This window comes from Stenotrophomonas maltophilia, assembly GCF_006970445.1.
In the GTDB taxonomy this organism is placed as follows: Bacteria; Pseudomonadota; Gammaproteobacteria; order Xanthomonadales; family Xanthomonadaceae; genus Stenotrophomonas; species Stenotrophomonas maltophilia_AU.
In genome coordinates, this window is the sequence record NZ_CP033877.1 from 1,392,711 (window position 1) to 1,404,319 (window position 11,609).

The 11,609-nt window shown below is 68.2% G+C and carries 9 protein-coding genes; 6 read left to right on the forward strand and 3 right to left on the reverse strand.

Annotation, left to right across the window (positions count from 1 at the left end; genetic code table 11):
- Positions 1-43 precede the first annotated feature (43 nt).
- The 5 genes from EGM71_RS06350 to EGM71_RS06370 all read left to right on the forward strand — a co-directional run bounded on the left by EGM71_RS06350 (position 44) and on the right by EGM71_RS06370 (position 7,490).
- On the forward strand, positions 44-2,467 hold the full coding sequence (locus tag EGM71_RS06350) for a putative bifunctional diguanylate cyclase/phosphodiesterase (protein WP_188488535.1): 2,424 nt from the start codon (positions 44-46) through the stop codon (positions 2,465-2,467).
- A 109-nt stretch (positions 2,468-2,576) separates the two neighbouring features.
- A complete protein-coding gene (locus EGM71_RS06355; protein WP_188488537.1) occupies positions 2,577-4,241 on the forward strand; it encodes a sensor domain-containing diguanylate cyclase in 1,665 nt (554 codons plus the stop codon).
- Positions 4,242-4,275: 34 nt separating this feature from the next.
- Complete coding sequence (locus EGM71_RS06360; protein WP_005408708.1) at positions 4,276-4,998, forward strand: pseudouridine synthase; 723 nt, start codon at positions 4,276-4,278, stop codon at positions 4,996-4,998.
- A 144-nt stretch (positions 4,999-5,142) separates the two neighbouring features.
- A complete protein-coding gene (locus EGM71_RS06365; protein WP_188488539.1) occupies positions 5,143-6,213 on the forward strand; it encodes a sensor domain-containing diguanylate cyclase in 1,071 nt (356 codons plus the stop codon).
- 116 nt (positions 6,214-6,329) lie between these two features.
- Complete coding sequence (locus EGM71_RS06370) at positions 6,330-7,490, forward strand: AAA family ATPase (RefSeq protein ID WP_188489763.1); 1,161 nt, start codon at positions 6,330-6,332, stop codon at positions 7,488-7,490.
- 45 nt (positions 7,491-7,535) lie between these two features.
- Here EGM71_RS06370 and EGM71_RS06375 read toward each other — a convergent pair whose 3' ends face one another.
- The 3 genes from EGM71_RS06375 to EGM71_RS06385 are packed head-to-tail and all read right to left on the reverse strand — an operon-like array spanning position 7,536 to position 9,788.
- Positions 7,536-8,483 carry a DMT family transporter gene (locus EGM71_RS06375; RefSeq protein WP_188488541.1) on the reverse strand — a complete coding sequence of 316 codons (948 nt, stop codon included), beginning with the start codon at positions 8,481-8,483 and terminating at the stop codon, positions 7,536-7,538.
- A gap of 34 nt (positions 8,484-8,517) precedes the next feature.
- Positions 8,518-9,348, reverse strand: a complete 831-nt coding sequence (locus tag EGM71_RS06380) for a DUF72 domain-containing protein (RefSeq protein WP_188488543.1) — start codon at positions 9,346-9,348, stop codon at positions 8,518-8,520.
- Positions 9,345-9,788 (reverse strand): VOC family protein, encoded by a 444-nt coding sequence (locus tag EGM71_RS06385; protein ID WP_188488544.1) that lies wholly within the window; start codon positions 9,786-9,788, stop codon positions 9,345-9,347. The genes EGM71_RS06380 and EGM71_RS06385 overlap by 4 nt, the downstream gene beginning before the upstream one ends.
- 110 nt (positions 9,789-9,898) lie before the next feature.
- Between EGM71_RS06385 and EGM71_RS06390 the strand changes: the two genes are divergently transcribed.
- Positions 9,899-11,458, forward strand: a complete 1,560-nt coding sequence (locus tag EGM71_RS06390) for a serine hydrolase (protein WP_188488546.1) — start codon at positions 9,899-9,901, stop codon at positions 11,456-11,458.
- Positions 11,459-11,609: the final 151 nt, after the last annotated feature.

Below are 11,609 nucleotides of genomic sequence, written 5' to 3' on the forward strand. Positions count from 1 at the left end.
TCCAAAGGAGGTTGTCACCGCAGCACATTCGGGGGGATCCGGGATGGGTAGGAGTGGCACGGACCAACAGAGCCGGCGGGTGCCGATGACCCGTGGCCTGGGACTGCGATTTGCGTTGTTGACGGGCATGGCGATCGGACTGGTCGCACTGTCCGCCTTGATCCAGGAACTGCAGGCGGCCTCCACCGCCTGGATCGCCGGCCAGGGGTACTGGTCGCGTGGTCAGCAGGATGCGACCGCCGCACTCAGCCGCTATCTGGCGCGCGGTGATGCCCAGGACCTGGACGACGCACGCCAGGCCCTGCAGGTGCCGTTGGGCGATCTGCAGGCACGGCTGGCGCTGGAACAGGCAGAGCCGGACGAGGAGAAAGCCCGACAGGGCTTCCTGCAGGGTGGCAACGCGCGCGCCGACATCCCGCGCCTGGTGTTTTCGTTCCGCTACGCACGCGACATCGGCGCCTTCCGCGAAGCGACCGCGTTGTGGCGGAAGACCGATGGCGATCTGATGGCGCTGCAGCGCCTGATCGATGAGTTGCAGCTGCGGCACGAGGGGGGGCCGGTGCTGGCAGCCACGCGTGACCACTACCTGCAGCAGCTGCGTGATCTGGACCGGCGGATGCAGGTGCAGAGCCAGGCGTTCTCGCAGGCGCTGCTGCGGATGGCGACGCTGGTGAGGCTGGCCACGTTGATGGTCGCAGGCCTGTCGGTGCTGGCGATCAGCCTGATGGCAGTTGCCCTGGCGCGCCGTGTCGGCAAGGACCTGACCGAACACGAGAGCCGTTTCCGCGCGGCGTTCTACCAGGCCAACGTCGGCATGCTCAAGCTCGATACCGAAGGCAAGGTAATCGAGGCCAACCAGGCGATGGCCGACATCCTCGACCATCGTCGTGACATGCTGCTGCAGCTGTCGCTGGGCGACCTGCTGATGGACGGCGAGCTGGTCATCGATGGGGTGGGGCGCATCGATTGGGACCGCCAGCTGCGCCCGAGCGAACTGCGCTTCCGCCGTCGCGATGGCAGCCTGGTCTGGGGCCGCTGGAGCGGCACCGGTGTGCGCAGCGCCGGCGGTGGCCTGTCGGTGTTCGCGATCATCGAAGACGTCAGCCAGAACCATGCATTGGCACGCGAGATCGAGCACCACGCCAGCCATGACCCGCTGACCGGGCTGATCAACCGCCGCGAGATCGAACGGCTGCTGGAACGCGCGCTGTTGCAGGTGCGCAGTGACGGTGGCACGCACGCGCTGTGCTACATCAACCTGGACCATTTCAAGCTGGTCAACGACAGCTTCGGCCACGCCGCGGGCGACCAGATGCTGCGCAGTTTCGCCGACTACCTGGTGGCGGCGGTACGCGATGGCGACTGGGTGGGGCGGCTGGGTGCCGACGAGTTCGCCGTGTTCCTCGCCCATGCCGGGCAGGACGAGGCAAAGCGCGTGCTGCAGCGGGTGATCCGCAACCTGGGGCAGGCGACGTTCCCGGTCAGCGAGGGCAGCCCGCAGTTGAGCTGCAGCATCGGCGTGGTCGAGGTCAGCGCCGACGCGCCGGATGTGAACTGGCTGATGAGCGCCGCCGACAGCGCGTGCTACGCGGCCAAGCAGGCCGGCCGCAACCGCGTGCACTGCTTCAACGAGAACCGCATGGCGCTGGAGGAACGGCGCCTGGAAGCCGAACGCCTGCAGGGCGTCAGCCTGGCCATGGCCGAGAACCGCATGGTGCTGTATGCGCAGCGCATCGCCCGCGTCGGTGATCCCGCGTACCTGCACTATGAGGTGCTGGTGCGCATGCGTGGCAGTGATGGCAGCCTGCACCTGCCGGGCCAGTTCATGCCGGCGGTGGAGCGCTACGGCATGGCCGTGGCGCTGGACCGGCACGTGCTTGGCCTGCTGTTCCGGCACCTGCAGGTGTGCCCGGCACACGTCCGGCAGCTGGGCCTGTGCAACGTCAACGTCTCGGCGCAGTCGATCGCCGAGCCCGGCTTCCTCGCCTTCGTCTGCGATCTGCTGGAGCGCAACCGCGCGCTGGCCTCCAAGCTGTGCTTCGAGATCACCGAAACCGCTGCGATCAGCAATCTCAGCCAGGCGCGTGCCTTCATCGATGCGGTGAAGGCACGAGGTTGCCGGATGGCCTTGGACGATTTCGGTTCCGGCCTGTCCTCGTTCGGCTACCTGCGCCAGCTGCCGGCCGACATCCTGAAGATCGACGGGGCCTTCGTGCGCGACATGGATACCGATCCGGTCAGCCACGCCACCGTGCGCGCGATCAGTGAACTGGGGCGCGAGCTGCAGATGGAGGTGGTGGCCGAATGGGTGGAGACCGCCGAGGTCGCCGCCGCGCTGACCCGGCTCGGGGTGCAGGGCCTGCAGGGCTATGCGGTCGAGCGGCCGCAGCCGCTGGAGCGGATGACCCTGGCCGACCTGCGGCCGGTGCGCCTGGTGGCGGTAAAAGGCCCGCCCGCCGCAGGCTGAACGCCCGTCGGCGACTTTGGTCTACACGTGCGCTGCAGCCGCGGCTGCGATAATGCCCGCCAGGGGCGACGCGCAGTGGGCGCGGGCGTAAGCAGGAACAGGACGTGGCGTGGGCGGCAGGCAGTGGCAGTACGGAACAGGAGCGGTGCTGGTCGTGCTGCTGATGTGGTTGGCAACGCCGTGGCCATTGTGGGCCGCTGCGGCCGAGGCCGGGCGCGATTACCTGCTGGTCGGTGCAGCCACCGATGAACCCACCCCGCATCGCGCATGCACACCGGGGATGCTGGCCGGTTCCCGGCAGCAGGTGCAGGTACCTGCGCCGCCGGACGGCTGGTCGGGCCAGCCGCAGGCACTGGACGTGTTCAATGTGTTCGCGGGCGAAGTCCGCGTGCAGCATGGCGATCGCGAAATCTGCGGCAACATGCACGATGCCCGTACCCGTGATTCACGGTTCCGCGCAGGCATCGGCCTGGTCGCGGTGCCGCCGGCGGGCAGCCACGAACCGTTCCTGGTGTCGTGGCAGACGCCGTTGAAGGCGCGCTGGGTACCGACCCTGCGGCTGGGAGCGCCCAGCCCCGTGCAACAGAACGATACCGCCCGCCTGCTGGTGCGCGCGGCCTGCATTGCCGTGGCGATCGCACTGGCGTTGTCGGCACTGATGGCCTTCCTCACCACCCGCGACCGCAGTTTCCTGGTCTACATCGCCGGTACCACCGTGCTGGTGCTGTGGCAGGCCATCCTCGGTGGCCTCAGTGGCTATCCGGAACCCTGGCTGCCGGTAGGCGAACGCGGTGCCTGGTGGCTGCTGGCCTTGACCGCAGCCACCCAGGCATTGGTGCTGCCGGCACTGTGGCGCCTGAATGGTGGCGATCGCCTGTTGCCGCGTTCGCGTCCGTTCCAGCTGCTGGTGCTGTGGGGATTGCTGGTGCTGGCCGCATGGGTGCCCTGGCTGGCGTGGGACAGCCTGCCCTGGGTGGCGCAGGGCCTGCAGGTGTCCTATCTGCTGGGCTGTGGCCTGGCGTTGATGGTCGGGGTGTGGGCACGGCTGCGCGGTGACCGCTGGGCGCAGGCGGGGCTGGCGGCGCTGGCGCCGATGCTGGTGTTGATCCTGGCCGACGCCTGTCGCGCTGCGTGGTTGCTGGAATACCGCGTGGAGGCCCTGCAGCTGGCGGTGACCTGGCTGCTGATGATGGCGGCCTATGCGCTGAACCAGCGGCTGGGCCGCCTGCGCCAGCAGCGCGATGAACTGCGCCACCTGGCCGAGACCGATGGCCTGACCGGCCTTCCCAACCGCCGTGCCGGCTTGCAGCAGCTGGCCCGTCACCTGGAACGGGTCGACCGGGAACGCGGCCCGCTGGTGATCGGCTTCCTCGATATCGACCTGTTCAAGGACATCAACGACCGCCATGGCCACGCCGTGGGTGACCAGGTGCTGGTGGCGGTGGCGCGTGCATTGCGCGCTGCGGTACGCAGCCAGGACCAGGTGGTGCGGATGGGCGGCGAAGAGTTCCTGCTGCTGATGCCGGGCATGCCGCGGGAGGCGGCGTCGGCGCGCCTGGATCGCCTGCGCCAGCACATCACCGAGGCGGCCCGGGCGCTGCAGGTGCCCGGCCTGGAGGTCACCGCCAGCATCGGCCTGGCGCAGTGGCGACCGGGTGAGGACGATCTCGCCGCGCTGCTGCGACGGGCCGACCATGCCATGTACGTGGCAAAGCGTGCCGGCCGCAACCGGGTGTTCGACGGCGAAGAACTCGATCCACCTGGCCTGGCATGAAGCGCTGCGGGCGGCGATGCCGGATAATAGGGCGATGACCACCCGACTCAACAAACATATCGCCGACACCGGCTTCTGCTCCCGCCGCGAGGCCGATCGCCTGATCGCCGCCCGCCGGGTCACCGTCAACGGCCATCCGGCCGGCACCGGCGCGGTGGTGGGCGAGGAAGACCAGGTGCTGGTCGACGGCCAGCCGCTGCGCGCGCGCGTGGCCCGCAAGCCCGGCGCCCGCCGCCACGTCTACATCGCGCTGAACAAGCCGGTCGGCGTCACCTGCACGACCGAGACGTCGGTCAAGGGCAACATCGTCGACTTCGTCGGCCATGAACAGCGCATTTTCCCGATCGGCCGCCTCGACAAGGAGTCGGAAGGGCTGATCCTGATGACCAGCAACGGCGACATCGTCAACCAGATCCTGCGTGCCGAGAACGGCCACCAGAAGGAGTACCTGGTGGCGGTCAACAAGCCGGTCACCGATGAGTTCCTGCGCGGCATGGCCCGTGGCGTTCGCATCCACGACCAGATGACGCTGCCGTGCAAGACCTCGCGCATCGCCAAGTTCGGTTTCCGCATCACCCTGCAGCAGGGCCTGAACCGGCAGATCCGACTGATGGCCGCCGAGTTCGGCTATCGGGTGACCCAGCTGCGCCGCGTGCGCATCGACAACATCAAGATCGGTGCGCTGAAGCCGGGCCAGTGGCGCAACCTGACCGAGCAGGAACTGCAGGGCCTGCTGCCGAAGCAGCTGGACTGGTAGCGCGCGGTAGTGCCGGCGGCCGGCCGGCTGCACCAGGCATCGAATGAACTCGGGATGCCGGCCAGCGGCCGGCACTACCCGTTGTGCGGATTACGCACCGGCATCGGCTAGACTTCGCGGTGACCTGCCGGAACGTGACGCTGCATGATCAAGCCCGACAAGCCTGCCAATGAAGCCCTTCGGCTCGAGGCGCTGTACCGCTACCGCATCCTCGATTCGGAGCGTGAAAAATCCTTCGACGACCTGGTGGTGATCGCCAAGGCGGTCTGCGGAACCTCGATGGCGGCAGTAACCCTGATCGATGTCGAGCGGCAATGGTTCAAGTCGATCCAGGGCATCGATGCGGCAGAAAACCTGCGCAGCGAATCGATGTGCGGCCACGCGATCCTGCAACCGCAGCAGATCATGGTGGTCGAGGATGCGCTGCAGGATGTCCGCTTCCACGACAACCCGGTGGTGGTCGGGGATCCCCACATCCGCTTCTATGCCGGCGCGCCGCTGATCAGCTCCGACGGCCTGCCGCTGGGCACGCTGTGCGTGTTCGACGCGCAGCCGCAGCACCTGGCCAGCGACAAGGCCGAGGCCCTGGCCGCACTGTCGCGGCAGGTGATGCTGGTGATGGAGCTGCGGCGTTTCGCGCTCGATATCCAGAACCACATGCTGGAGCGCGATGATTACGAGCGCCTGCTGTCGGAGTACCAGGACGTGCTGCTGGCACAGAATGCCGACCTGGCCGAGCAGAGCCGCACCGATGCGCTGACCGGCCTGCCGAACCGCCGCGCGATGGCGGCGGCGCTGGAAGAGGCGGTGGCGGGGAACGGAGACCAGCCCGGGGTGGCCTGCGTCGCACTGCTGGACATCGACCATTTCAAGCACATCAACGACTTCCAGGGCCACGCCACCGGCGACCGCGTGCTGGCCGAACTGGGCGTGCTGCTGCGTTCCCATTTCGCCGGTCGCGGCATGGCCGCGCGCTATGGCGGCGAGGAATTCGTGGCGGTGATGCCGGCGACCGACCTGCGCACTGCCGAACTGCAGTGCGAGTTCCTGCGCCTGGCGGTGGCTGACCTGCCGCTGGGATTCCCGGTCACGATCAGTATTGGTGTGGCCCAGCACCAGCCCGGTGAAAGCGTGGACGACACGCTGGCACGTGCCGACAAGGCGCTGTACCGGGCCAAGGGCAATGGCCGCAACCGGGTGGAACGGGCGGCCTGAACCATCCCCAGGTAGATCCACGCCATGCGTGGATGCTGTTTCCGATTCACATCGCGTCGCAGCACCTGCGATCAGAACCGGGCAGCATGACCTCCCTGTTTCCCCGGACGCCGACCATGCTGCAGACCCTGGCCATCGCCCACTATCGCTCGCTGCACGGGTTGGTATTGCCGCTGCAGCAGTTGAATGTGGTGACCGGCGACAATGGCAGTGGCAAGTCCAGCCTGTACCGCGCGCTGCGCCTGCTGGCCGAGACCGCGCAGGGCGGCGTCGCGGCGGTGCTGGCCCGCGAAGGTGGGCTGGGCTCGGCGCTGTGGGCGGGCCCGGAAAAAATAGACCGTCGGGTTGGTGCCGGCGAAATCCCCTTGCAGGGCGGCCCACGCCAGGAATCGGTGGGATTGAAGCTGGGCTTCACCACCGACGAATTCGGCTATGCCATCGACCTGGGCTATCCGCCGCCCAGCCGTTCGGCGTTTGCGCTGGATCCGCAGATCAAGGCGGAGGCGATCTGGGCCGGGCCGTTCCTGCGCAGCGCCAACCTGCTGGTCGACCGACGCGGGGCGTTGGTGCGGCAGCGCCATGCGCGCGGCTGGGATCTGGTCGATGACCGGTTGTCACTGTTCGACAGCCTGTTCACCCAGGTCGGCGATCCGCAGCGCATGCCGGAAACGATCACCTTGCGTGAGTACATCCGTTGCTGGCGCTTCTACGACCATTTCCGCAGCGATGCCGAGGCACCCGCGCGGCAGCCGGCGATGGCGACGCGGACGCCCGTGCTGCACCACGATGGCCGGGACCTGGCGGCAGCGTGGGTGACCATCCTCGAGATCGGTGACCCGGTTGCGTTGGCACGCAGTGTCGACGATGCCTTCCCGGGCGCCACGGTCAGCTTCGAGGAACTGGATGGCCGCTTGGCGCTGCGCTTCCACCAGCCTGGGCTGTTGCGGCCCTTGTCGATGGCCGAACTCTCCGACGGCACGTTGCGCTTCCTGCTGCTGGCGGCGGCGCTGCACACGCCACGCCCGCCGCCGCTGCTGGTGCTCAATGAGCCGGAGACCAGCCTGCACCCGGACCTGCTGCCGGCGCTGGCGCGGCTGATCATCGCAGCCAGTGCGCGCAGCCAGGTATGGGTGGTGTCGCACGCCAGCCGCCTGATCGCGGCGCTGGAACAGGCGCCCGGGTGCCATTCGCTGCATCTGTACAAGGAGCAGGGCCGCACGCTGTTGAGCGGGCAGGGCCTGCTGGATGCGCCGGCCTGGCACTGGCCGCAGCGTTGATACGGCCATCCACGCCCGGTAGATCCACGCCATGCGTGGATGCACTCAATCGGCGATGTTGCGCGCCTCGGCCGTGCCGAGGATCTCCGGATGCTGCACCGGCTTGCGGCGGTTCAGCAGCGGATGCAGGAACACGGCGCCGACGATGATCGCCACGCCCAGGTAGAACCACGGGGTGACTTCGTGCTGCTCGCGCAGCAGTACCACCGCCAGCAGCACCGCATAGACCGGTTCCAGGTTGGTCACCAGCTGCACCGTATAGGCGCTCAGGTGGCGCAGTGCGACCAGTGCCAGGGCGAACGGCAGCAGCGTGCAGAATCCGGCCAGCACCAGCAGCAGGATGCCGTCGTGCAGATTCGGGACCACCCACAGTGGGCTGGCCAGCGCTGGCAGCAGGTAGGGCATCAGCGGCGCCAGCAGCGTCAGGGTGAGGGTGCCGGCACCCAGCTCCAGCGCGGTGACCGTGAGCGGATCGGCGTGGCTGACCATGCGCTTGTTGAGCGAGCCGAACACCGCCACCAGCAGCGCTGAGATCGCGCCGATCAAGACACCCAGGCGCATGCCATCGGGCACGCCACCGACCACCAGCGCGACACCCGGCAGCACCGCCAGGCCGAACGCCAGCTCACGTAGCTGGAACGGCCGCTTGGCCACCCAGGGTTCGATGATCGAGGTGAACACCGGCGCCAGCGCGATGCAGGTGGCGGCCACCGAGGCATTGGCCAGCTTCACCGCGCCGTAGAACGTCAGCCAGTGCATGGCGACCAGCGCGCCGATGCCGGCGTAGCCCGCCACCAGCCGCAGCGGCAGCGTGCGCAACCCACGCCAGACCCGCGGCAGCAGGGCCAGCATCGCCGTCACCAGCAGCATGCGCCACCACACCAGCGGCAGCGCGGGCAGGGTGATCAGCTTGCCGAGGATGGCGGTGACGCCCCACAGCAGGACACAGAAATGGATCTGCCACAGCGCTTTGCGGGTGTCGGGTGTGCTCATCCGCCTATTGTGAGGCAAGGCGATGACCGCAGCGCTATCCGCGTGAGGAATTGCGGGGGGCGCCCACCCGCCGCTGCAGGGCCATCGCCGCCGCCGGGTTGCGGGCCTTGCCCGCGCCGATGCACAGCAGGTAGACCTCACGCGGGGTTTCCGCGGCAGGCCCGGCCAGGCAGGGCAGGTCGTCCACCGGCTCGCCGCGTGACCAGCACTGCGCACGTTCCGCCCAGCGCTGCTGCACGGGCGCCGGCAGGCCCTCGTTCAAGCGCGCCTGGCTGCGCTTGATCCGCGCGTAGACAAAGCCAGCACTGACATCGCCCTGCAACGGCGCCTCGTCGCTGTCCTCGATCACCAGTGCCACGCCGTGGCGGCGTGCGGCGGCGACCAGCGCCGGGCCATGTGCCTCGGCGTTGCGTACCTCCAGTGCGTGTTGCAGCGGGACCCCCTCCAGCTGCTTCGGCAGCTGCGCCATCAGCGCGTCCAATGCATCCGCGTCGGCCGGATGGCGCGGATCGAACTGCCACAGCAACGGGCCGAGCCGGTCACCGAGCGCGAGTGCCGCCTGCAGGAACGGCGTGGCAGCGTCCACGGTGCTGGACAGTTCGCGGCGCTGCACCAGGTAGCGTGGCGCCTTCATCGAGAAACGGAAGCCTTCCGGTGTCTGCGCGGCCCACTGTGCGCACTGAGCGGCAGTCGGCGTGCGGTAGAAGGTGCCGTTGATCTCGATGCAGCGCAGGGCACGGCTGGCGTGGGCCAGTTCTTCACGCTGCGGCAGGCCCACGGGGTAGAAAACGCCGCCGCGCCATTCGGGAAACACCCAGCCGCCGATACCGCAGCGGATCGCTGCCTGGCGGGTCGCCGCGATCACTGTCCGTGGTCCGCCCGCCACGGGTCGTAGCTGCCGAACCACCACAGGTAGCCTTCCGGATCGGCGCAGGCGTAGCCACGACCACCGTAGTCCTGGTCGGCGATGTCGATGACGATGCGTGCACCGGCGGCCTTGGCCCGCGTGTAGTGGGCGTCGGCATCGGTGACGATCACGCAGGCGCTCTGGGTCTGGCGGCCGCCGACTTCGTCGGGCAGGGCCGCGTGTTCGCTCCACGCGCTCTGGTTGCTGGCCGAGCCCAGCATGATCATGCCGGTGCCGAAGGTCAGCTGCGCATGGAACACCGTATCGCCATCGGCGTAGACGGCCTGGGCATGGAAGCCGAAGGCGCGTTGCAGCCAGTCGATGGCGGCCTGCGCGTCGCGATAGCGCAGGCACGGAATGATGGTGGAGCCGCTGCTCGGTTGGCCGTTCCCGCCCATGACACCCCTCCTATGGCACAGGGCAGGGTGCGCCGCAGACCGTTACCATCCCGCGAAACCCCGGTGACGGCCTGCACATGGCCGCCACCCCTGTTCGGAGATCGTGCTGGATGAAACCCTGGATTGGAGGAGCCGTGCTGCTGGCGTGCACGACCATGGCGAGCGCTGCCACCCCGGCGCAGCTGCAGGACCTGGATGCGACCGTCGAGCGCGTGCGCGCGCAGTTCGACGTGCCCGGCATCGCCGTGGCCGTGGTCAAGGATGGCCAGGTGGTGCTGGAACGTGGCTGGGGCCTGCGTGAGCAGGGCAAGCCGGATCCGGTGCAGGCCGACACGCTGTTTGCCATCGCCTCCAACACCAAGGCGTTCACGGCCACCTCGCTGAACCTGCTCGCAGAAGAGGGCAAGCTGAAGATGGACGACAAGGTGATCGACCACCTGCCGTCGTTCCGCATGTCCGATCCATTCGTCACCGGGCAGATGACGATCCGCGACCTGCTGTCGCATCGCAGCGGCCTGAGCCTGGGCGCCGGTGACCTGCTGTTCTGGCCGACCACTTCCTACAGCAACGCCGAAGTGGTGCAGCGGCTGGGCAAGGTGCCGCTGAAGGGCGGCTTCCGCGAGAACTATGCCTACGACAACATCCTGTACGCGGTCGCCCAGCAGGTGATCGAGCACGTTTCCGGCATGAGCTACCAACAGTTCCTGCAGACCCGCATCTTCGACAAGGTGGGCATGGCCGGCACGCGCTACAACGCCGACCACCTGAAGCCGGGTGACAAGGCGGCGGTCGGCCACGCCAAGTACGATTTCAAGGACCTGCGCACCGTCGCACCGCTGACCTGGTCGAACAATGCCGGCGCTGGTGGCATCTATTCCAGTGCGCACGACATGGCGCGCTGGATGCAGGTGCAGCTGGCCGAAGGCAAGCTGGCCGACGGCACCGCGCTGTTCAGTGAAAAGAGCCAGCAGCAGATGTGGCGGATGATCACTCCGCAGTCGATCCCGGCGCCGAGCGTGCCGGAGCTGGCACCGGCGCGGGCCAACTTCGCCGGCTACGGCGAAGGCTGGAGCCTGAGCGACTACCGTGGGCAGAAGCTTGTCTGGCACACCGGTGGCTGGCCGGGCATGGTCTCGCGCTTGACCCTGGTGCCGGGCGAAAAGCTGGGCGTGGTGGTGCTGACCAACCAGGAAGTGGGCGCGGCGTTCAACGCGATCACCCTGAGCGTGCTTGACGCCTATCTGGGCGGCGAGAAGCACGACTGGGTGGACGCCTATGCCAAGGCGGTGGCCAAGGGCCAGGACAAGGCCGACGAGGCCTGGGCCAAGCACCAGAGTGCGCGCGACAAGGGCAGCACGCCGTCGCTGCCGCTGGCGGGCTACACCGGCACGTTCCGCGACCGCTGGTATGGCGACATGCAGATTCGTGCCGAGGGCAAGGGCCTGCGCCTGCGCTTCATGAAGACCGCGCAGCTGAGCGGGCGCCTGGAGCACTGGCAGCACGACACCTTCATCGTTCGCTGGGACGACCGTTCGCTCAACGCCGACGCATTCGTGAATTTCAACCTGGACCCGGATGGCAAGGTGAGCGACGTGCGCATGCAGTCGATCTCCGACCTGACCGATTTCAGCTTCGATTTCCAGGACCTGCTGTTCACCCCGGTGAAATGACGCCGCCGGGCGTGGCCCGGCGCTACCGTTTGACGAATCCGAAGGGTAGTGCCGGCCGCTGGCCGGCAACCTCATTATCCCCGGATGCGTCGCAAGGGTGCCGGCCAGCGGCCGGCACTACCGGAGCCGCGGCGATCATCGGCTGGCGTAC

Coding starts and splice junctions, on each gene's coding strand:
- EGM71_RS06350 (WP_188488535.1), top strand. CDS start 44: ATGGGTAGGAGTGGCACGGACCAACAGAGCCGGCGGGTGCCGATGACC.
- EGM71_RS06360 (WP_005408708.1), top strand. CDS start 4,276: ATGACCACCCGACTCAACAAACATATCGCCGACACCGGCTTCTGCTCC.
- EGM71_RS06365 (WP_188488539.1), top strand. CDS start 5,143: ATGATCAAGCCCGACAAGCCTGCCAATGAAGCCCTTCGGCTCGAGGCG.
- EGM71_RS06370 (WP_188489763.1), top strand. CDS start 6,330: ATGCTGCAGACCCTGGCCATCGCCCACTATCGCTCGCTGCACGGGTTG.
- EGM71_RS06375 (WP_188488541.1), bottom strand. CDS start 8,483: ATGAGCACACCCGACACCCGCAAAGCGCTGTGGCAGATCCATTTCTGT.
- EGM71_RS06385 (WP_188488544.1), bottom strand. CDS start 9,788: ATGGGCGGGAACGGCCAACCGAGCAGCGGCTCCACCATCATTCCGTGC.
- EGM71_RS06390 (WP_188488546.1), top strand. CDS start 9,899: ATGAAACCCTGGATTGGAGGAGCCGTGCTGCTGGCGTGCACGACCATG.